The 20,979-nt window shown below is 68.5% G+C and carries 20 protein-coding genes and 1 riboswitch; of the genes, 13 read left to right on the top strand and 7 right to left on the bottom strand.

The features are described 5' to 3' along the window. The first annotated feature begins 31 nt into the window (after positions 1-31). From DFS13_RS32045 to DFS13_RS32025, 5 genes are all read left to right on the top strand, one after another. Positions 32-739, top strand: coding sequence for a chemotaxis protein CheW (locus DFS13_RS32045; protein WP_006487850.1), 708 nt, complete (start codon positions 32-34; stop codon positions 737-739). Beyond that, on the top strand, positions 736-3,045 hold the full coding sequence (locus tag DFS13_RS32040; RefSeq protein WP_006497326.1) for a hybrid sensor histidine kinase/response regulator: 2,310 nt from the start codon (positions 736-738) through the stop codon (positions 3,043-3,045). Before DFS13_RS32045 ends, DFS13_RS32040 begins: the two co-directional genes overlap by 4 nt. Next, positions 3,042-4,061, top strand: coding sequence for a chemotaxis response regulator protein-glutamate methylesterase (locus DFS13_RS32035; RefSeq protein WP_006497325.1), 1,020 nt, complete (start codon positions 3,042-3,044; stop codon positions 4,059-4,061). The genes DFS13_RS32040 and DFS13_RS32035 overlap by 4 nt, the downstream gene beginning before the upstream one ends. A gap of 79 nt (positions 4,062-4,140) precedes the next feature. Then, positions 4,141-4,244: riboswitch (Fluoride riboswitch) on the top strand. A gap of 79 nt (positions 4,245-4,323) precedes the next feature. After that, positions 4,324-5,565, top strand: coding sequence for a voltage-gated chloride channel family protein (locus DFS13_RS32030; RefSeq protein WP_006487801.1), 1,242 nt, complete (start codon positions 4,324-4,326; stop codon positions 5,563-5,565). A gap of 88 nt (positions 5,566-5,653) precedes the next feature. Beyond that, positions 5,654-6,238 carry a hypothetical protein gene (locus DFS13_RS32025; protein ID WP_060212623.1) on the top strand — a complete coding sequence of 195 codons (585 nt, stop codon included), beginning with the start codon at positions 5,654-5,656 and terminating at the stop codon, positions 6,236-6,238. 18 nt (positions 6,239-6,256) lie between these two features. On the opposite strand, the gene DFS13_RS32020 is transcribed toward DFS13_RS32025, so the two are convergent. The 3 genes from DFS13_RS32020 to DFS13_RS32010 all read right to left on the bottom strand — a co-directional run bounded on the left by DFS13_RS32020 (position 6,257) and on the right by DFS13_RS32010 (position 9,625). Then, positions 6,257-6,970 carry a riboflavin synthase gene (locus DFS13_RS32020; RefSeq protein ID WP_006497322.1) on the bottom strand — a complete coding sequence of 238 codons (714 nt, stop codon included), beginning with the start codon at positions 6,968-6,970 and terminating at the stop codon, positions 6,257-6,259. Between the two features lie 124 nt (positions 6,971-7,094). Next, positions 7,095-7,667 (bottom strand): GNAT family N-acetyltransferase, encoded by a 573-nt coding sequence (locus tag DFS13_RS32015; RefSeq protein ID WP_006487806.1) that lies wholly within the window; start codon positions 7,665-7,667, stop codon positions 7,095-7,097. A gap of 95 nt (positions 7,668-7,762) precedes the next feature. After that, the gene (locus tag DFS13_RS32010) at positions 7,763-9,625 is read right to left on the bottom strand and encodes an ABC transporter ATP-binding protein (protein ID WP_060212620.1); all 1,863 of its coding nucleotides are present in this window, start codon (positions 9,623-9,625) and stop codon (positions 7,763-7,765) included. Between the two features lie 482 nt (positions 9,626-10,107). Here DFS13_RS32010 and DFS13_RS32000 point away from each other — a divergent pair, with 482 nt between their 5' ends. Continuing rightward, a complete protein-coding gene (locus tag DFS13_RS32000; RefSeq protein ID WP_012493176.1) occupies positions 10,108-10,989 on the top strand; it encodes a Dyp-type peroxidase in 882 nt (293 codons plus the stop codon). Positions 10,990-11,086: 97 nt separating this feature from the next. Here the strand turns inward: DFS13_RS32000 and DFS13_RS31995 are convergent, their stop codons facing one another. Both DFS13_RS31995 and DFS13_RS31990 read right to left on the bottom strand, forming a co-directional pair. Next, positions 11,087-11,488, bottom strand: coding sequence for an OsmC family protein (locus DFS13_RS31995; protein ID WP_006487795.1), 402 nt, complete (start codon positions 11,486-11,488; stop codon positions 11,087-11,089). 98 nt (positions 11,489-11,586) lie between these two features. Further along, positions 11,587-12,510, bottom strand: a complete 924-nt coding sequence (locus DFS13_RS31990; RefSeq protein ID WP_034202650.1) for a LysR family transcriptional regulator — start codon at positions 12,508-12,510, stop codon at positions 11,587-11,589. 496 nt (positions 12,511-13,006) lie between these two features. Here DFS13_RS31990 and DFS13_RS31985 point away from each other — a divergent pair, with 496 nt between their 5' ends. From DFS13_RS31985 to DFS13_RS31950, 7 genes are all read left to right on the top strand, one after another. Then, complete coding sequence (locus tag DFS13_RS31985; protein WP_006487833.1) at positions 13,007-14,083, top strand: helix-turn-helix domain-containing protein; 1,077 nt, start codon at positions 13,007-13,009, stop codon at positions 14,081-14,083. Continuing rightward, complete coding sequence (locus DFS13_RS31980; RefSeq protein ID WP_012493178.1) at positions 14,032-15,348, top strand: Nramp family divalent metal transporter; 1,317 nt, start codon at positions 14,032-14,034, stop codon at positions 15,346-15,348. Before DFS13_RS31985 ends, DFS13_RS31980 begins: the two co-directional genes overlap by 52 nt. A gap of 80 nt (positions 15,349-15,428) precedes the next feature. Next, entirely contained in the window at positions 15,429-16,019 is a 591-nt protein-coding gene (locus tag DFS13_RS31975; protein ID WP_006487811.1) for a phosphatase PAP2 family protein, read from the top strand. Positions 16,020-16,028: 9 nt separating this feature from the next. Next, the gene (locus DFS13_RS31970; RefSeq protein ID WP_080431256.1) at positions 16,029-16,265 is read left to right on the top strand and encodes a hypothetical protein; all 237 of its coding nucleotides are present in this window, start codon (positions 16,029-16,031) and stop codon (positions 16,263-16,265) included. 234 nt (positions 16,266-16,499) lie between these two features. Beyond that, entirely contained in the window at positions 16,500-17,288 is a 789-nt protein-coding gene (locus tag DFS13_RS31960; RefSeq protein WP_060212614.1) for an SDR family oxidoreductase, read from the top strand. A gap of 37 nt (positions 17,289-17,325) precedes the next feature. After that, the gene (locus tag DFS13_RS31955) at positions 17,326-18,342 is read left to right on the top strand and encodes an NADP-dependent oxidoreductase (RefSeq protein ID WP_060212970.1); all 1,017 of its coding nucleotides are present in this window, start codon (positions 17,326-17,328) and stop codon (positions 18,340-18,342) included. Between the two features lie 196 nt (positions 18,343-18,538). Further along, positions 18,539-19,051, top strand: a complete 513-nt coding sequence (locus DFS13_RS31950) for a hypothetical protein (RefSeq protein WP_060212612.1) — start codon at positions 18,539-18,541, stop codon at positions 19,049-19,051. Between the two features lie 46 nt (positions 19,052-19,097). Here the strand turns inward: DFS13_RS31950 and DFS13_RS31945 are convergent, their stop codons facing one another. Beyond that, positions 19,098-20,150 (bottom strand): AI-2E family transporter, encoded by a 1,053-nt coding sequence (locus DFS13_RS31945; RefSeq protein ID WP_006487821.1) that lies wholly within the window; start codon positions 20,148-20,150, stop codon positions 19,098-19,100. A 235-nt stretch (positions 20,151-20,385) separates the two neighbouring features. Further along, a complete protein-coding gene (locus tag DFS13_RS31940) occupies positions 20,386-20,970 on the bottom strand; it encodes a YSC84-related protein (RefSeq protein ID WP_006479499.1) in 585 nt (194 codons plus the stop codon). Positions 20,971-20,979 lie beyond the last annotated feature (9 nt).

Below are 20,979 nucleotides of genomic sequence, written 5' to 3'. Positions count from 1 at the left end.
GGGATCGACACCGCGATGACCAGAGGAATTCATGAACCGCGACGCCGCTGCCACTGACGACGCGACGCTCGACGTCGACGATTGCTGGAACCGGATCGGCACGCGCGGCGACCGCTCGTGCGAGCGGCTGAACGACTGCCTGCGCTGCCTGAACTGCCCGGTCTACGCGTCGCACGCGGCGAAGCTGCTCGAGCGTCCGCTCGACGTGGCCGAGATGACCGACGTCACGCGCCGGATGAGCGCGTTCGGCACCGCGCAAGCGGGCGACGACGACGGCGATACGCGCCATGCGGCGCTCGCGTTCCGGGTGGCCGACGAATGGCTCGCGCTGCCGATCGGCGTGCTGCGCGAGATCGCCGGCACGCGCCCGATCCATTCCTTGCCGCATCGCCGCAATTCGGCCGTGCGCGGCGTGGTCAACATCCGCGGCACGCTGCGCATCGCGATCTCGATCGGCGCGCTGCTCGGCCTCGATGCCGGCAAGGCGGGCAGCGGCAGCGACGACGGCCGGTTCACGCGGCTGCTGGTGGCCGCGCATCAGGGCGAACCGGTCGTGTTTCCGGTCGACGAAGTCGAGGGCGTGCTGCGCTTCGGCGCGTCCGACTGGGTGCCGGTGCCCGCGACGGTCGGGCGCGCGAGCGCCGGCCTGTCGCGCGGCGTGCTGGCGTGGCGCGGCAAGTCGGTGGGGCTGCTCGACGACGATCGTCTGTTCGACGCCGTGACACGGAGCATGCGATGAGCGGCGATGACGACCTGAGCCACCTGTCGCTGCTCGAGCTGTATCGCGAGGAGACGCGCACGCAGACCCAGGCGCTGTCGGAGCGGCTGCTCGCGCTCGAATCGGGCGAGCCCGATTCCGTCGCGCTGGAAGCATGCATGCGCGCCGCGCATTCGCTGAAGGGCGCCGCGCGGATCGTCGGCGTGCCGCTCGGCGTCGACATCGCCGGGCGGATGGAAGAATGCTTCGTCGCCGCGCAGGCCGGCACGATCGCGCTGACGGCCACGCACGTCGACGTGCTGCTGGCCGGCGTCGACCTGCTGGTGCGCGTCGGCGATCCGCAAGGGCCGCCCGTATCGCAGACCGAGATCGACGTGTTCGCGGCGGCGCTGACGGGCGCCGACGGCGCGCAGACGATGCAGGCGCCGGCCGCCGTGCCGCCGCCGATACCGCCGTCGGTCGTGCCGTATCGCGATCACGACGGCGCCGCCAACGAGCCGGTCGGCGCGAGTGCCGCGGTGCCGCCGCTCGCCGTGTCGGGCACGGTGCCCGATCCGGCCCAGGCCGGCCGCGTGGCGGGTGCCGGCGCGATGCGCCGCGTGCGCGCCGATACGCTGAACCGGCTGCTGAGCCTGTCCGGCGAATCGCTGGTCGAATCGCGCTGGCTGAAGCCGTTCGCCGAATCGATGCTGCGCGTGAAGCGTGCGCAGCGCGACGCGGCCCGTTCGCTCGACCTGATGTACGAGCAGTTCGCCGACGATCTCGACGCCGGCATGCTCGCGTCGATGAACGAAGTGCGGCACATGCTCAACGACCTGCAGCGCTCGCTCGCCGAGCGCATGGACGAATTCGACCGCTTCGAGCGGCGCAGCACGCATATCGCCGAGCAGCTGTACGACGAGGCGCTGCAGTGCCGGATGCGCCCGTTCGGCGACGCGACCCGCGCGTATCCGCGCATCGTGCGCGATCTCGCGCGCTCGCTCGGCAAGCAGGTGCGTTTCTCGATCGTCGGCGAAGGCACGCAGGTCGATCGCGACATCCTCGACCTGCTCGACGCGCCGCTCGGCCATCTGCTGCGCAACGCGATCGACCACGGCGTCGATTCGCCCGACGCGCGCCACGCGCGCGGCAAGCCGGCCGAGGCGAGCGTCACGCTCGAGGCGCGTCACAGCGCCGGCTCGCTGCTCGTCAGCGTGATCGACGACGGGCCGGGCGTCGACATGGACGCGCTGCGCGCGGCCGTCGTGCGCCAGCGCCTGACCGACGACGAGACGGCCGCGCGGCTGTCCGATCCCGAACTGCTCGAATTCCTGCTGCTGCCGGGCTTCTCGATGCGCGACGCGGTGACCGACGTGTCGGGGCGCGGCGTCGGCCTCGACGCGGTGCAGGAGATGGTGCGCGGCGTGCGCGGCGCGGTGCGGATCTTCAACGAGCCGGGCGCCGGCATGCGCTTCGTGCTGCAGTTGCCGCTCACGCTGTCGGTGATCCGCAGCCTGCTCGTCGAGGTCGGCGGCGAGCCGTATGCGTTCCCGCTCGCGCACGTGCGCCGCACGCTCGAACTCGCGCACGACGACATCGACGTGCTCGAAGGGCAGCCGCATTTTCCGTTCGACGGCCGGCGCGCGGGCCTCGTCGCCGCGCACCAGCTGCTCGACGCGGGCGAGCCCGACGTGGCGCGCGCCAGCACGGCGGTCGTGGTCGTCGGCGGCGAACCCGAGCTGTACGGCGTCGCGGTCGACCGCTTCCTCGGCGAGCGGATGCTCGTCGTGCAGCCGCTCGACAGCCGCCTGCACAAGATCCAGAACATCGCGGCCGGCGCGCTGCTCGAGAACGGCGACCCGGTGCTGATCGTCGACGTCGAGGACCTGATCCGCTCGGTCGACAAGCTCGTGCGCGGCGGCCAGCTCGCGCGGCTCACGCGCGATCCGCAACTCGCGCTCGCCGACCGGCGCCGTCGCGTGCTCGTCGTCGACGATTCGCTGACGGTGCGCGAGCTCGAACGCAAGCTGCTGGAAAAGCGCGGCTACGACGTGACGGTCGCGGTCGACGGGATGGAAGGGTGGAACGCGGTGCGCAGCGATGCGTTCGATCTCGTCGTGACCGACGTCGACATGCCGCGCATGGACGGCATCGAACTCGTCACGCTGATCAAGAGCGACCCGATGCTCAAGCGCGTGCCGGTGATGATCGTGTCGTACAAGGATCGCGACGAGGATCGCCGGCGCGGGCTCGATGCCGGCGCCGATTACTACCTCGCGAAGAGCAGCTTCCACGACGAGGCGCTGCTCGATGCCGTGCACGACCTGATCGGAGATGCGCGCGGATGAACATCGGCATCGTCAACGACCTGCCGCTGGCCGTGGAGGCGCTGCGCCGCGTGATCGCGCTGCGTGCGGACCATCGCGTGCTGTGGGTCGCGACCGATGGCGACGAGGCGGTGGATTTCTGCGTCGCGCATCCGCCCGACGTCGTGCTGATGGATCTCGTGATGCCGAAAGTCGACGGCGTCGCCGCGACGCGCCGGATCATGGCGCGCGCGCCGTGCGCGATCCTGATCGTGACGGCGAGCGTCAGCGCGAACACGTCGTCGGTGTACGAGGCGATGGGCGCCGGCGCGCTCGATGCGGTCGACACGCCGACGCTCGCGCTCGGGCTGTCGACCGACGCATCGCCGCAGGCGCTGCTCGCGAAGATCGACCAGATCGGCCGGCTGCTCGAAAGCCGCTCCGTGGCGCTCGTGCCGCCGGGGCCGGCGCCCACGCGCGGACAGCCGACGCTCGTCGCGATCGGTGCGTCGGCGGGCGGGCCGACCGCGCTCACCGCGCTGCTGCGCGCGTTGCCGGCCGATTTCCCGGCCGCGATCGTGATCGTCCAGCACGTCGACCAGGCATTCGCGTACGGCATGGCCGAATGGCTCGACGGCTATACGCGGCTGCCGGTGCGCGTCGCACGGCAGGGCAGCGTGCCCGAGGCCGGCGCGGTGCTGCTCGCGGCGACCAACGACCATCTGACGCTGTCGCCCCGCGGCGTGCTCGGCTATACGCGGCATCCGGCCGAAACGCCGTACCGGCCGTCGATCGACGTGTTCTTCAACAGCGTCGCGGACGGCTGGCAGAGCGAGGCGCTCGGCGTGCTGCTGACCGGCATGGGGCGCGACGGCGCGCTCGGCCTGAAGGCGATGCGGGCGAAGGGCTGCTACACGATCGCGCAGGACGAAGCGACCAGCGCCGTGTACGGAATGCCGAAGGCGGCGGCGGCGATCGGCGCGGCGTCGGCGATCCTGCCGCTCGAACAGATTGCGCCCCAGTTGATCGCGCGGATCGCGCTCGCGCCGCGCGACTGACCGCGCGCCGGGCACGCACCGTCGCTGCGTGGCGGCGCGGCGCCTGCATTGCGTGCGTGGCGCGGCGTCGCGTACAATGGCGGCCTGCGGAGATGGCATGCCTCCCTGCGGTCGTTGCCGGCGCGTAGCGCGCGGTGCGGCCCTCAACCGCCGGTTTGCCCGGCTGATGATGCCTGCGTGTTCCTGGGTCGTCAGGAGGTCGCAGGCCGTCCACGCGGTATTCTGCCGCCCAGGTTTTGATGTTCCGTCGAATCTGGAAATCATGTTTTTCACGACTTCTGCCGATCTGTTCGCGACCGTGCGCTATGTGTGCCGCTGGCTCGCGCTTTCAGCCCTGCTCGGCGCGCTGGCCGGCACGGCTTCCGCGCTGTTCCTGATCGCGCTCGACTGGGCGACCGGTACGCGCGTCGCGCATCCCTGGCTGCTGTGGGGGCTGCCGGCCGCCGGTTTTGCCACCGGCTGGGTCTACCATCGATTCGGCCAGTCGGTCGCGCGCGGCAACAACCTGCTGATCGACGAGATTCACGACCCGAAGGCGCTCGTGCCGAAGCGGATGGCGCCGCTCGTGCTGGTCGCGACCGTCGTCACGCACCTGTTCGGCGGCTCGGCCGGTCGCGAGGGCACGGCCGTGCAGATGGGCGGCGCGCTCGCCGATCGCGTCACGCACGTGTTCCGTCTCGATCGCGAACATCGCCGCGTGCTGCTGATGGGCGGCATCGCGGCCGGCTTCGCGTCGGTGTTCGGCACGCCGCTCGCGGGCGCGGTATTCGGGCTCGAGGTGCTCGCGATCGGGCGCGTGCGGTACGACGCGCTGCTGACCTGCGTCGCGTCGGCGATCGTCGCGGACGTCGTGTGCCGCGCGTGGGGCGTCCATCACACGGCCTATGCGATTCCGTTCGTGCCGGCCGTATCGGCGACCGGGCTGGCCGTGACGGTCGTCGCGGGCATCGCGTTCGGCGTGGTCGGGCGGCTGTTCGCGTTTGCGACGCATGCACTGACCGCGTGGTTTCGCCGCGTGATCCGCTATGCGCCGCTGCAGCCCGTGCTCGGCGGCCTGATGGTCGCCGTGGCCGCGACCGTGTTGAACGTGCCGCAGTATCTCGGCCTCGGCATCCCGACGATCGAGGCCGCGTTCCACGGCCCGCTGCCGCTTTACGATTTCGCGGGCAAGTTCGCGTTCACCGTCGTCACGCTCGCGTCGGGGTTCAAGGGCGGCGAGGTGACGCCGCTGTTCTACATCGGCGCGACGCTCGGCAATGCGCTCGGCCAGGTGCTGGCGCTGCCGGCGCCCGTGCTCGCGGGGCTCGGCTTCGTCGCGGTGTTCGCGGGCGCGGCGAACACGCCGATCGCGTCGACGATCATGGCGATCGAACTGTTCGGCGCGGATATCGGCGTGTATGCGATCGTCGCCTGTGTCGTCGCGTATCTGTTTTCGGGACACGCTGGGATTTATCGCGCACAGCGTGTGGCGGTAGGGAAGGGCGCGCAGGTGGAGGCGGAGTGACGCAGGGTGGCAGCCGTGGTGCGAAGTCGTTCGAGCGCGGCGGCCCCGTGCGATATCCGAAGTACAAGAATCGACTGACGGACGCTCAATGACACTGGAAGACTTTCTGACCGAAGCGAAGCGCCTCGCCAGGCCGTGCCACGCGTACCGCTTCGCGGCCGGCGGCGAACCCGTCACCGGCTACTGGCATGGGATCGACGCCGGCGCGTCGTGCATCTCTGTGGAGCGCGACGGCGCCTGGCTGAACGTGTATCTCGACGAAAGCGGTACGGGCGGCCGCGTGGAGACTTCCACGCAACCTGTCCGCTCGGATCACCCGCTGTGCCGATCCGGTGCAACGTCGCTTCCGCCCGTCGATGCGGTGTTCCGCTTCGGCTCGGCCGCGATCGACGCGTACCTCGACGCACACGGCTGGCAGCGCGACTGGGGATTCAACGACAACTTCAAGGGCGCGGCCGCGCACGACTACGCGCGCGAATGGATGGCGCAATGCCCGCTTTACACGGGCGGGGTGGTGGCCGTCACGGGCGGATGGAACATGCCGTGGCCCGACGACGACTGGCATGAACTGACGGACCTCGATCTCGTCCTCTGGACATTCGAGGAGTCGGAGCCGTGGATCGAGGTGTTTTCCGACGGCGCCCGGTTCTCGGTGATCCAGCGGATCACCTAGCACGATGGAAATTCGCCGTTACTGCTTCGGCAGCCGCGCGACGTTGCGCGCCAGCAATTCCTCGATATCGATGCCTTTTTCCGCCAGCAGCGCGGTGACGACGCCGTTCAATTCGCCGAGCGTCTCCTTGACCGATTCCCGGATCGTATCCACGACGACCTGGGTGCTGCGTTCGATCTCGATGTTGACCTTGTCGTTGACGCCCTTCGCATCGAACGTGGTCGCGCGGCGCGTTTCGGGAATCAGCCAGACCTCGAACCAGCCTTCGTCGCGATTGACGTCCGACACGGTGAGGCTGCAGCCGTTGATCGCGATGTAGCCCTTCGCGAACACATAGCGCTTGAACTCGGCCGGCACGCCGATGCGGATCATCCGGTTGTGCTCGGACGATGCGATGTGCACGATGGTCCCCGTGAAATCGACGTGACCGGACAGCGGATGCCCGCCGATCTCCGCGCCGTCCTTCGCGGCCCGCTCGACGTTGACGCGCGCGCCGGTCGTGAGGTCGGCCAGCGTGGTGATCCGCAGGCTCGGCAGCATCACGTCGAAGTCGATCAGCACCGGCGAATGGATGGTCGTCACCGTCAGGCACACGCCGTCGACCGACACGCTCGCACCGATCTCGATATCGTCGGTGAACCGCTCGGGGAATGCGATGCTGAACGTCCTCAGCTCGCCGTGATCCTTGATGGCGTTGATGGTGCCAACACCCTGAACAATGCCTGTAAACATGGTCTGCCTTTCGTCGCGAATTGCTTGGCCGACATGATAAGTGATCCACGGGAGGGGCGCGTGTCCGCGGCGGTCTGACGGCGGCAGGCCGCTTTCATGGAAGTCCCCGCCATGGGCCGGATCACTACGAACAAGGTCGATCGTCGCGAGTTTGCCGCCTATGCCTGCCCGGGCTTTCGCAGGTCACCGGTGCCGGTATCTGATAAACGACCGACACGAATTTCGGGGTCTCGCCACGGCCCGTTACAGTGCCGCCGAGAGACTCGGCGATACGTCGGCTCGGATGGTTCTCCTCGGCAACGGGATAGTTGAAGCGCCGGACGTTGAGCGTCACGCACGCCCATTCCACGACGAGCCTGACCGCCTCTCGTCCGATCCCTTCGCGATGCCGATCTTCGCGGATCCAGACGCCCAGTTCCGGGATGGCCTGCTTGACGTGATGAATCCCCACCAGGCCGAGGAAGGTTCCACCGTCGCGTTGTCGAATCACGAACACGTAGTCTGTGCCGTCGGTTTGTGCATGCAGCCACGTCTGCCAGACGCGATCGAAACTTTCCCTGTTCGCCGGAGGGTCCCAGCCCATATAGCGAGTCAGCGACGGCGTAATGCATGCAAGCGTCGCATCCGCGTCGTTCGCCGAAAACGGTGCGAGCGAAAGGCGATTCGATTCGATACGGGTTTCGTCCGGTTGAAACATCATTTCCTCGTCGTGCGTCGATCACGCCAATCGGATCGCCGGCATGGCCCGGCGATTGAAGCCATGTCGCCGGGTCATGTGACGACCTGCCTGCATCAAACCTCCGCCGGCTCTCCCAACGGCCCGGCATCGCGACCGGCCACGCGCCGCGGCGAATCGGCGAGCCCTTTCGCCAGCTCCAGCGCCTGCCGCTCGAACAGCCGGCGGTAGATGCCGCCGTCGATGCGGATCAGCGCGTCGTGATTGCCTTCCTCGATCACCTTGCCGCGATCGAGCACCAGCAGCCGGTCGAGCGAGCGCACTGTCGACAGCCGGTGCGCGACGACGAGCGTCGTGCGGCCGACCATCAGCCGCTCCATCGCCTGCTGGATCAGCAGCTCGCTTTCGCTGTCGAGGCTCGATGTCGCTTCGTCGAGGATCAGGATCGGCGCATCGGCGAGGAATGCACGCGCGATCGCGACGCGCTGGCGTTCGCCGCCCGACAGCTTGATCCCGCGTTCGCCGACCAGCGTGTCATAGCCGTCCGGCAGCGCGACGATGAAGTCGTGCGCACTGGCCAGGCGCGCGGCGCGCTCGATGTCCGCGCGGCTCGCATCGGGGCGTGCATACGCGATGTTCTCCGCGAGCGTGCGGTGAAACAGCACGGGCTCCTGCTGGACGATCGCGATCTGGCTGCGCAGCGAATCCTGCCGCACCTGCGCGATGTCCTGGCCGTCGATCGTGATGCGGCCGCCCGACACGTCGTACAGGCGCTGGATCAGCTTGATGAACGTCGTCTTGCCCGACCCCGAATGGCCGACGAGGCCCACGCGTTCGCCGGGCGCGATCCGCATCGAGAAATCGTCGTACAGCGGCACCGGATGGTTGCCGTAGCGGAACGTCACGTGCTCGAAGCGGATCTCGCCTTGGCCGATCCGGATCGCCGGCGCGCCGGGGCGATCGTCGATGCCGAGCGGCTGGCGTTCGAGCGCGACGAGTTCTTCCATGTCGTTTACCGAGCGCTGCAGGTTGCGGATGTGCATGCCGACGTCGCGCAAATAGCCCTGCAGCATGAAGAACATCGTCAGCGCGAATGCAATGTCGCCGACGCTCGCTTCGTTGTTCACCCACAGCCGCAGCGCGACGCCGATCATCGCGGCCTGCATCGCGACGAGCATCGCACCCTGCAGCCCGCCGTTGAACGTGCCGCGCACCCACGTGCGGCGCGTGCGCTGCCGCCACTTGCCGATCACGCGCGCGAGCCGCGCTTCCTCGCGCGTTTCCGCGCCGAACGCCTTGACGACCGCGTTGCAGCTCACCGCGTCGGCGAGCGCGCCGCCCATCCGCGTATCCCACAGGTTGCCGAGCCGCGCGGCCGGCGCGACGATGCCGAGCGACACCGCGACCGTCACCGCGATGTACAGCAGCGAACCGGCGCCGACGACGAGCCCCATCACGGGCCAGTGCGTGCCAAGCAGCACGGTCGCGCCGACCAGCATCGTGACCGACGGCAGCAGCGCGATCAGCACGGTGTCGTTGAGCAGGTCGAGCGCCCAGATCCCGCGGGTGATCTTGCGCACGGTCGAGCCCGCGAAGCTGTTCGCGTGCCAGTCGGTCGAGAAGCGCTGCACGCGGTGGAACGACGCGGCGGCGATCTCGCTCATCATCTTCAGCGTGAGCGTGATGATGTTCAGGTAGACGCCCTGGCGCAGCACGGTCGCGCCGATGCCGAGCGCGGCGAGCGTGCCGAACGCGGCGAGGGCCGAATGCCACGCGGCGGCGCGGTCGGTCAGGCCGGTCGACAGCGCGTCGACGAGGCGGCCGGCGAACAACGGCGTCAGGACGTCGGCGAGCGCGGCGAGCAGCGCGAGGCTCGCGACCGCGGCGATGCGCGCCGGCTGCTTGCGCCAGTAACGAATGGTGAAGCCGAAGACGGCCTGGAATGCATGGCCGCCCAGATGGGAGGTTTTTCTGGTCATGTATCGTTGCCCGGCGCATCGCGCGACGGGGCTTTCCGGTTCGGAGAACGTCGAAAACGCAACAGCCGGGCCGCGCGAAACACGCGGGCGGAACGAAACGGGCTGTCGGGAAAAGCGCGGCTGACGGGTCAGCGGAAAACTCGGGAGCCGGCGCGGACGGCGGGCTGGATCAGCTGCGCCGTGGGACCACGTTCGGGAAGGTGGCTGGCATTCGGAACATCTGCACCTCCCTGAAGTGAACGATTGAAAGGACGCCGAAAAGACGTGCAAGGATTCTATCAGGACAGTCGCGCACGCTGCAACGTCTGACGAATGCGGCGTTGCAGCGTCGATACGGTTAGTATTCGGGGTTTTGGCCCCTTTTCGCGGACGTTGTGCGCTGGCAGACCGGGGCCGGCGCGCGCATCGATTACACTTGCGCGTCCGCGGCGCGCGACGAGGCGGCCCGTACAGATTCACTTCGAACCATTCCCGAGGAAACGATGAGCGACGTTCAGCAAGGCATCCTGGCTCCGATCGATACGGCAGCGCGATACCTCACTTTCACGATGTCGAACGACGGCAATGTCGCGGCGGCGCTGGCCGCGCTGCGCGAGATCGTCGACGGACGCGACACGGTCGTCGGTTTCGGGCACGCGCTGGCTGCATACCTCGGCCATCCGGTGCCGGGCCTGACCGACTACCCGGCGTTCGCGGTGAACGACCGCACGCTGCCGATGACGCCGGCCGACGTATGGGTCTGGCTGCGCTCGGACGATCGCGGCGAGATCGTGCTGCGCGCGCGGGCGATCGAGCGCGCATTGGCGCCGGCGTTCGTGCTGCAGGAGGCCGTCGACGGCTTCCGCTATTCGAACGATCGCGACCTGTCCGGCTACGAGGACGGTACCGAGAACCCGGAAGGCGACGACGCGGTGGCCGCGGCGATCGTGACGGGGCAGGGCGCGGGGCTCGACGGCGCGAGCTTCGTCGCGGTGCAGCAGTGGCTGCACGACTTCGACCAGATGGAGCGCATTGCGTCGGGCGACATGGACCACATCATCGGGCGCCGCCGGTCGGACAACGAGGAACTCGACGACGCACCCGAATTCGCGCATGTGAAGCGCACCGCGCAGGAAAGCTTCGAGCCCGAGGCGTTCATGCTGCGCCGTTCGTCGCCGTGGTCGGACGCGCGTCGCGCGGGCCTCTACTTCGTCGCGTTCGGCTGCTCGTTCCGCGCGTTCGACGTGCAGATGCGCCGGATGAGCGGCGCGGAAGACGGGATCGTCGACGGCCTGTTCCGCTTCACGCGGCCGCTGACGGGCGCGTATTTCTGGTGCCCGCCGATGAAGGACGGCAAGCTGGACCTGTCCGCGCTCGGACTGTAAGCGCCGGGCGGGATCGATGAACGGGCGGGGCGCGCACGGATGCGCGCCCCGCCCGTTTCGTTTGTCAGGCGGCAGACCGGACGGCCCGCCGCGTGCGTCAGTTCAGCGTCGTTTCGATCCGCGTGCCGCGCTTGATGAACTGCGTCACCGGGGTTTTCTCGCAGATTTCCGCGAGACGCTGGCGTTGCGCATCGTCGAGCGGGCCGTCGAGCGTGACGACGCGGCGCACGTATTGCACACCTTCGCGATCGGCATGCAGCTCGGTGCGCACGGCGATGCGCGCGGCCGGCCACGTCTTGCGCTGCATGTACATGCGCAGCGTCGCGGCCGTGCATTGCGCGAGCCCGGCCAGCACGAATTCGTATGGCGCCGGCCCGCGATCCTGGCCGCCTTCGCGCGGCGCTTCGTCACCGGTCAGCGCATGCGTGCCGGCCTGCAACTGGACGACGTAGTCGGGCGCGTCGGCATCGAGGACGGCGGCGGCGTGGATGAGCGACATGGCAAGTCTCCGGTAAGCGGATCAAGGAAAGCGGGCGCCGCATGGCGGCGTGCAGCCGTCAGCATACCGTCCCGTTCGCGCGGGCGCCTGCTGCGCTGCTACGCGTCGGCGATGCCGGCGCTGCTGCGCACGAGCGCGGCGATGCGTTCGCGCACCCACTGATGCGCGCGATCGGTGTCGCGCGATTCGTGCCAGTACGCGAGCAGCGGAAACGGCTTGAGCCGCAGCGGCAGCGGTCGCACGACGATCGGCAGCAGCGCGGCCATGCGCAGCGCATAGGTGTGCGGCAGCGTGACGAGCAGGTCGCCGGCCGCGGCGATCTGGCAGGCGGCGAAATAGTGCTGGCACGTGAGCCGGATGTCGCGGAAGCGTCCGTCGTTGCCGAGCAGGACGTCGAGCGATTGCGGCTCGCCGAGCGACGACACGGCGATATGCTGCGCCGCGAAATAGTCGCTGCGTCGCAGCGCGTCGCGCGCGAGCGGATGATCGCGGCGCAGCGCGACGACGAGCGAATCGTCGAGCAGGTGTTCGGTGGCGATGCGCGGGCCGGTCTGTACGCGCCGGTCGACGACGAGGTCGAGATTGCCCGAAGCGAGCTCGCGCTCGATGTCGGATACCGCGATGCGCCGGCTGACGAGCCGCAGGCCCGGCGCTTCGTCGGCGAACGCGGCGACGATGCGCGGCAATGCGATGGATTCGAGCACGTCGCGAATGCCGACCGCGATGCTCAGATCGAGCGTCGCGGGATCGAAGGCGGACGGATCGCGCGCGGTGCCTTGCAAGCCTTTCAAATGCAGCTGCACGTCCGCGATGATCGACCGCGTGCGTTCGGTCGGCACCACACGGTTGCCCTGGCGCACGAACAGCGGATCGTCGAAATGCGCGCGCAGCCGGTTGAGCGCATGCGTGACGGCCGGCTGCGTGAGATGCAGCGCGCGGGCGGCCGCGCCGATGCCGCCGTGCACGTAGACGGCGTCGAGCACGCGAAACAGGTTCAGGTCGAGACGGTGAGCGGCGGGCACGGATCGCGGGCGGCGTGGTGAAGGACGATCGATTCTAAAGGATGTGCAGGCAACGGATGCGCCGGTTGACATGCGCGGCGATCGCGCGCGTTCGATGCGTGTCGATGCCGTTCGGGCCGATACGCGAACGTCTGTTTTGCCGATGGACATCGCCCTCGAATACGCCTGTCATTACCCCCGTCATTGCGGATGACGGCCGCAATAATCGACCGCATCGCATACGCGATTCTGTGCCGGCATACCAGCGGCGGGCAGCAGCCTGTAGTAATCCGCCATCATGCTGTCCCCGTCGGCCATTTCGCGCCAAAGGCGCTACCCGTTCGGCTAAGATGCCGTCGCTTCATATTTCGGGATAGCCGTCCTGTCGCACGCATTCAAACCAAATATAAGCCTGACAGTTCGACGGTATTAGAAGAAGTCGAACAAGTCGGGGGCTTGGCCAGTGAATGCAGCAGATCAGCGGTGGGTCGTTATCTATTTGAGTACGGGGTTTTCGTTGGCCCAGGCTGCGCGCCTCGGCGAAGCTTTCAATCTGGCGAATCGCCTGCATGCGTACAGCGCGGATTACCAGCTGAAGTACGTCTCCGAAAGCGGGGGACTGTTGCAGTCGTCGTCCGGCGTGCGCATCGCGGCCGATCCGCTCGGCGACGAACACAGCCGCCGGGCGCTCGCGTTCTTTCATCTTCATGGCGAGCGCGCGGCCGTCAACTGGGACGACGCCTTGCAGCGGCGCCTGACCGACATTCGCCGGCATGCGCGCTGGATCGTCGACGCGATGGATCTGCCCGCGCTCGCCGCCACGCGACGGCCGTCGTCGGCGATCGACGTGCGGCCGGGCAGGGCCGCGCGCCGCGCCACCACGACGATCGAATTGCAGGCCGGCGAGACCGACGTGTTCGCCGCCGCGCTCGACATGTTCCGCGTCGACCTCGGCGACAGCGCCGCGCAGGAGATCGCCAGCAACATGATGCGGCCGGTCGAGCAGCGCTATGCGCAGTCGATGTGGGCGTTCCGCGAACTGAGTGCGAGCCCGTCGATCCGGATGTCCGCGCAACGGCTGCGCGCGCAGAGCGTGAACCGCATCTCGATTGCGAGCGCCGCGCAGGCGGCCGCGATGAGCGAGCGCAATTTCCTGCGGCGCTTCAAGAAGGAAATCGGCGTGACGCCGACCGAGTTCGTCCAGCACGTGCGGCTCGAACGGGCGTGCCACATGCTGATCCATACGACGCTGCCGGCCGACAAGGTCGCGCGGCGCACCGGCTTCGGCAGCGGCGAGCGGCTCGCGAAGCTGTTTCGGCAGCGGCTGCTGATGTCGCCGACCGAGTTTCGCGTCGCCGAGCGGGAAAAGATCCTCGCGCAGGGCGCGGCGTCGCCCGTTCCGGACGAAGGGCGAGCCGCCGCATGTTGCGACGGCGACGGCGACGTTGACGGAGCGGGGTGCGACGCGTGCGTGGTCGCGCACGATAAAACGGGACGGATACCCGTAAAATCGACGGATCGCGATCTCGATTCCCGGTTTCCATGCCCTTCCTCCCCACTACCGCCACCGCCCCTTTCTGCCCGTCGGAAGTAAAGGGCAGCATTACGATCGACGCCGCCGCGCCGCGCTGGCAGAAGCTCAGGCGTTTCTTCGGCCCCGGCCTGCTGGTCGCGATCGGCTACATGGACCCCGGCAACTGGGCGACCGATATCCAGGCCGGCTCGCAGTTCGGCTATTCGCTGCTGTGGGTCGTCGCGTTCTCGAGCCTCGCGGCGATCTTCCTGCAGATGCTCGCGGCGCGGCTCGGTCTCGTCGCGGGCAAGGATCTCGCGCAGGCCAGCTACGACCGCTACGGCCGGTTCGGCCGCGTCGTGCAGTGGATCACCGCCGAGGTGTCGATCATCGCGTGCGACATCGCGGAAGTGCTCGGCTGCGCGCTCGCGTTCAAGCTGCTGCTCGGCGTGCCGCTCGCGTGGGGCGTCGTGCTGACCGCGCTCGACACGGTGATCGTGCTCGGCCTGCAGGGCAAGGGGTTCCGGCAGATCGAGGCGATCGTGCTCGGGCTGATCGCGACGATGGCGTTCTGCTTCGTCGCGCAGGTGGCGATCACGCCGCCCGACTGGCATGCGGTGGTGAGCGGCCTCGTGCCGGGCGACCCGGGCCACGACCGCAAGGATGCGATCGTGCTCGCGCTCGGCATCGTCGGCGCGACGATCATGCCGCACAACCTGTATCTGCATTCGTCGGTCGTGCAGACGCGGCACGTCGTCGGCGGTGCGCGCGGCGTGATCCGCGACACGCTGGCGCTGGTGCGCATCGATACCTGCGTGTCGCTGTTCGTCGCGATGCTCGTCAACGCGGCGATCCTCGTCGTCGCGGGCGCGGCATTCCATGCGACGGGCCAGCACAACGTGACCGACATCGAGCAGGCGTACCGGCTGATCACGCCGATCGCCGGTGGTGCGGCCGCGCTGTTGTTCGGCATCGCGCTGCTCGCGTCGGGTCAAAGCTCGACGCTGACCGGCACGATCGCCGGCCAGGTCATCATGGATGGCTTCCTGCATACGAAGATCCCGTGTTACCAGCGCCGGCTGATCACGCGCGGGCTCGCGCTCGTGCCGGCGCTGATCGGCGTGCTGTGGCTCGGCGACGGCTCGGTCGGGCAACTGCTCGTGTGGAGCCAGGTGCTGCTGAGCCTGCAATTGCCGTTCGCGATGTGGCCGCTGATCCGCTCGGTCAGCGATCGCCGCACGATGGGCGAGCACGCGATCGGGCGCGGGATGCAGGTGGCCGCGTGGACGCTGTTCGCCGTGATCACCGGCACGAACCTGCTGTTGATTACCGGTGTCGCCGGTTGATACAGCCTGTCACAGGCTGACACAGGCACGTTGCGTGCCTGCGGTAAACTGCGGTCTTTCGATCGTCTCCGAAGTCCATCATGTGGAGTGAAATCAGCAACATCGGCGATGCCGCGCTGACCCTGCCGATCGCGTTGACCTGCGCGGCGTGGCTCGCGCTGACCGACTGGCGCCTCGCCGCCCGCTGGGGCGTGCTGCTGGCCGCCGGGATGGGCGTCGTCGGCGCCACGAAGATCCTGTATGCCGGCTGCGGCATCGAGCTTGCGCAGTTCGATTTCCGCGTGATCAGCGGCCATACGATGCTGTCGACGTCCGTATGGACGGTCGCGCTGTCGATGCTGTGGCAGGCGTTCCGGCACGGCAAGGCGCCCGGCATCGCGGCCGGGCTGGCCATCGGCGCGATCACGGCCGTTGCCCGCGTATTCGATCACTCGCACAGCGTGCCGGAAGTCGTCGTCGGCTGGGTGCTCGGCGCGCTGGTCGCGCTGATGTTCCTGCGCGGCTACGACGGCGTGCGGCAGCGCGCGTTCTCGCCGCGCGTCGCGGCGGTCTGCCTGTTGCTCGTGTCGGGTATCGCGTACGGGCACCGTGCGCCGTTCCAGCAGATGATCGACACGCATTCGCCGCAACTCTGCGCGTTCGTGCGCGCGCCGTCGGGCGACGGCTTCTGACGGTTGCCGATGGCGGGCGCTGCGGCCCGCTTTCCTGCCGCCGGCGTTCGTCCGGCGCTTTCCGGCGCGGTGCAGGATTCGACGCCGGATCATCTTCTCGATGGCTTCCTCGCCCACGCGGAACGCAACGCCCGTTATCCCGATAGTCGACGAGCCGACGCAGCCCATCCGACCGGTCGCGCCGTGCTGTTCGCGGATGGGCGCCGGTACGTTCGGCTCATGAACGGTACCTATGACCGGGCATAACGAATATTCATTTCATCGATCGGCGGCATTCGCGTACGCTGGCTGTCGTTCGAGCGCGGGCGCGCCGCCCGGCCGGTCCGGCGCGCGCCGCGTTCATCTCGATATACTCCCGGAATCCGTGCGGTGCGCCGTCATGTCGGCGCAGCGGCGACCGGCGCACGTCGGTTGGCTGAGACACGGAAACCCCGTTGCGGCAGCGTTCCGCGACGACGATTCACGACAGGAGCAGGTCACATGACAATCGTTTCTCCGCGCCTCGCTGGCAAGTGCGCATACATCACGGGCGCCGCCGGCGGCCTCGGCCGCGCGATCGCGCGCCGGATGGTCGAGCAGGGCGCGCGCGTGTTCCTGACCGACATCGCGGAAGCGGCGGTCCTCGACGCGTTCGCGCAGGAACTCAACGCGGGCCACGCGACGCCGGTCGCGTTCGCCGCGACCCAGGACGTGCGCGACGAAGCGCGCTGGCAGGCGTTGCTCGCGCAGGCGACCGATGCGATGGGCGCTCTGTCGGTGCTCGTCAACAATGCGGGCGTCGGCTCGATCGGCTCGCCCGCGCAAATCGAGCTGGACGAATGGCGCCGCGTGATGGCGATCAACGTCGAGAGCATCGTGCTCGGCTGCAAGCACGCGCTGTCGTATCTGGCCGAGAGCCATCCCGCGTCGATCATCAACATCTCGTCGGTCGCCGCGCTCAAGGTCGAGCCGGATTTCACCGCGTACAACGCATCGAAGGCGGCGGTCGCGTCGCTGACGAAGTCGATCGCGATCGACTGCGCGCGGCGCGAGATCGACGTGCGCTGCAATTCGATTCATCCGGCGTTCATTCGCACGGGAATCGTCGAGCCGCTGTTCCAGTCGCTCGGCGAACGCGACGCGACCCGCAAGCTCGCGCGCGGCATTCCGCTGCGCCGGCTCGGCGAGCCGGACGACGTCGCGCATGCGGCCGTGTATCTCGCGTCCGACGAGAGCCGTTTCGTGACGGCCGCCGAACTCGTGATCGACGGCGGCATGTGCGCGGTCTGACGCGCATCCCGAACGACAACGATTGGAGGAGAACATCATGTCGACACCCGTGAACCGCCAGCTGCTGCTGAAGACGCGCCCGGAAGGGCGGGTCGGCCGCGACCATTTTTCGTTCGTCGAGACGCCGGTGCCGGCGCTCGCCGACGGCGAGGTGCTCGTGCGCGTGCTGTACCTGTCGATGGACCCGACCAACCGCGTGTGGATGAGCGACGTGCCGCAGTACCTGCCGCCCGTCGCGATCGGCGAGGTGATGCGCGCGCTCGGGATCGGCCGCGTGGTCGCGTCGCGCCATGCGGGTTTCGCGGAAGGCGATCTCGTGCAGGGGCTGGTCGGCTGGCAGGACTACGCGGTCGTGCCGGCCGAGCAGGCCGCGCAGCTCGTGAAGCTGCCCGCGCAGTCGGGCCTGCCGCTGCCGACCCTGCTCGGCGCGTGCGGGATGAGCGGGCTGACCGCGTACTACGGGCTGACCGACATCGCGCCGGTGCAACCGGGCGAAACGCTCGTCGTGTCGGCGGCGGCCGGCTCGGTCGGCTCGATCGCCGGGCAGATCGGCAAGATCCACGGCGCGCGGGTGGTCGGCATCGCGGGCGGCGCGGACAAGTGCCGTTACCTGACCGACACGCTCGGCTTCGATGCGGCCGTCGACTACAAGGCCGACGATTTCCGCCAGCAACTGAAGGCGGCGACGCCGGACGGCGTGCACGTGAACTTCGAGAACGTCGGCGGCGAGGTGATGCGGGCGGTGCTGTCGCGGATGGTGATCGGCGGGCGCGTCGCGCTGTGCGGCGTGATCTCGAACTACAACAGCGGCCGCGCGGCGGACGACGTCGGCGTGCTGATCTCGAAGCGACTGACGATGCGCGGCTTTCTGATCCTCGACTACCGCAAGAGCCGCGAAGCCGTGCAGACGCTCGCGGGCTGGCTGCGCGACGGCCGGCTCAAGGCCGAGGAAACCGTGGCCGACGGTCTCGAAAACGCCCCTGACGTGCTGAACCGCCTGTTCGACGGCGACCATCGCGGCAAGCTCGTGCTGCGCGTCGATCCGCACGCGTGACGGGCGTGCGACCTCGGTCGCATCGGGCAGCGGGACGGTGTCGGTCGCGTTGAGTTCGATCAATTCGGCTGCAGTTTAGGACTTGTCCCATATATTGTCCGGGCCGCTCTCCCTACAGTGATTGCCAGCACACAGGCGGCGTGACCGACGCGTCACGCCGCCTGTTTTTCTGGTGACGCGGTAGAGGGGAGGAACCATGCGGAACAACGCGAAGCGGTTGGCAACGGCAACGGCAGGAGGCGCCGGCGTCGTGCGGAAGATGCTGCTCGGGCTCGGTGTCGTACTCGCGATGTCGGCTGCCACGTCGAACGCGATGGCGGCTGGGCAGCCCGCGTCGGATGGCGTCGTCCGGTTCACCGGCTCGCTCGTCGATCTCTACGACGTGACGCTCGATGCCCCGGCGGGTGTGCCCGTCGACGCGGAGCAGGCGGTCGACGGCAGAGCAACGGCCACGGTCCGGTTCGATGCGCATGGCCGGCGTTTGGCCGGTGCGCAGGTGGCGCTGGTCGGGCCCGCCGGCGCGCCGTTCGCGCCCGAGAGCGGCACGGCGGTGCGTGCCACGTGGCGCGATGCGCATACCGGGCGAAGCGTGCTGCTGGCGCCGGGCCGGGTGCAGCGCGTCGGCCCGTATGGCGGCGTGATGACGGTCGCGGCGGATGAAGCAACGGGCGCCGTGGCGCCCGTCCTGATCCATATCCGTCATCCTTGACCGGCGCTTTCCGCAGGCGTGCGGAGCGCCGGCGGCCGGACGTGCGTCATTCGCCCTGTTCGGAGCGTGCGTAGATGTCCCAACTGGCCATGAACAGCGCGGCGACGAGCGGCCCGATCACGAAGCCGTTGATGCCGAACAGCGCCATCCCGCCGAGCGTCGAGATCAGCACGACCCAGTCGGGCATCTTCGTGTCCTTGCCGACGAGGATCGGGCGCAGCAGGTTGTCGACGAGGCCGATCACGCCGACGCAGAACGCGACGAGGATCACGCACTTCCAGACCGCGCCGATCATCAGGAAGTAGAGCGCGGCCGGCACCCAGACGAGGCTCGCGCCGATCGCGGGCAGCAGCGACAGGAACGCCATCAGCGCGCCCCACAGCACGACGCCCTCGATCCCGAGGATCCAGAAGATCAGCCCGCCGAGCGCGCCCTGGACGAGCGCGACCGCGATGTTGCCCTTCACCGTTGCGCGCACGACCGTCGTGAATTTCGCGAGCAGCAGGTTCTTGTGCTCTTCGTCGAGCGGCAGCGCGCGGCGCACGCGCCGGCCGATCTCGCCGCCGTCGCGCAGCAGGAAGAACACCATGTACAGCATCACGCCGAAGCTCACGACGAACTGGAACGTGTTCTGGCCGATGCTGAGCGCCTGGGCGGCTGCGAACTGGCTGATCTGCGCGGCGCCGTCGGTCAGCTTCTTCTGGATGCCCGGGATGTTGGTCAGCCCGTACTTCTGCAGCAGGTTCTGGATCGACGTCGGCAGCGCGTGAATGATGTCATGGAAGTACTGCGAATAATTCGGCTGCGCGTCCTTGAGCTCCTGGTACACGTACGCGATTTCCTGCACGAGCGTCGCCGTGACGAACACGAGCGGCAGGATCACGATCAGGATGATCAGCGACATCGTGACGAGCGCGGCCAGGTTGCGCCGCTTGCCGAAGCGCGCGGCGAGCCAGCGTTGCACGGGCTGGAACAGGATCGCGAGTATGGTGCCCCAGAACACGGCGCCGGAGAACGGCGCGAGGATCCAGCACAGTCCGACGGTGACCGCGAACAGCAGGAAGTAGAAGAATTTTTGGTGGTCGTGTCCGCTATCCATGGGTGACATTCGCGCAGATTGATGCGTGGTTTGATTGAATCTCGTTGTCCCGTGCGCGATCGGTTCGCGAACGTCACGGGTTCGCGGCGCAATGCGCCGCCGGGCGGCCCATGCGGAGTATGCCCGCAAAGGTGCCGCCATCATAGCCGCTGCGTGAGACACATGCGAAAACGCCGCGGCCGGGGCCGCGGCGCTGCCGGGAAGCGAACGCGGCGCGAGGCCGCGTACCGCGTCGTCAGATGTTGAGCTTGGTGACCTTCGTGCCGTTCACCGACAGGTCGCCCATCAGGCCCGCGTTGGTCAGGACCAGCACTTCCACCGGTGCGGTAGCCGTGTTGGAGTCGACCGCGCCGTTCGCGCCGACCTTCACGACCGCGACCGATGCGTCGGCGCCGGCCGACCAGCCGTCCGACTTGCGGAACGAGTCGAGCGCATCCTGCGTCATGAACAGGAACACGACCGCCTTCGACTGCGCGCCGGCCTGCAGGCCGACCGACAGCGACGACGTGTTGTAGTAGCCGACGGTGCTGCCGCCGACCCGCAGCGCGCCGTTGCCGGACTGGGCGCCGACGATGAAGCCGGCCTGCAGCACGTTCGGGAACACGAGGACGCCGCGTGCTTTCGAGACCAGGTCGCGCGAACCCGGCACCGTCGAATACAGGCGCGACAACGTGGCGTTCACGCTGGCGTCGATCGACTGACGCTTCGACGCGCTGGCCGCGGCGCTATCGGGTTTGCCGGACGTGGTCGTGCAGCCGGCGAGGGCGAGGCTGCCCAGCATCACGGCGGCGGCGGCTTTCATGGCGAGGGACTTCTGCATGGCGGTTCT

Source organism: Burkholderia sp. 28_3, from assembly GCF_003253915.1.
Lineage (GTDB): Bacteria > Pseudomonadota > Gammaproteobacteria > Burkholderiales > Burkholderiaceae > Burkholderia > Burkholderia cenocepacia.
This window is presented reverse-complemented; position numbering and strand designations above follow the sequence as displayed.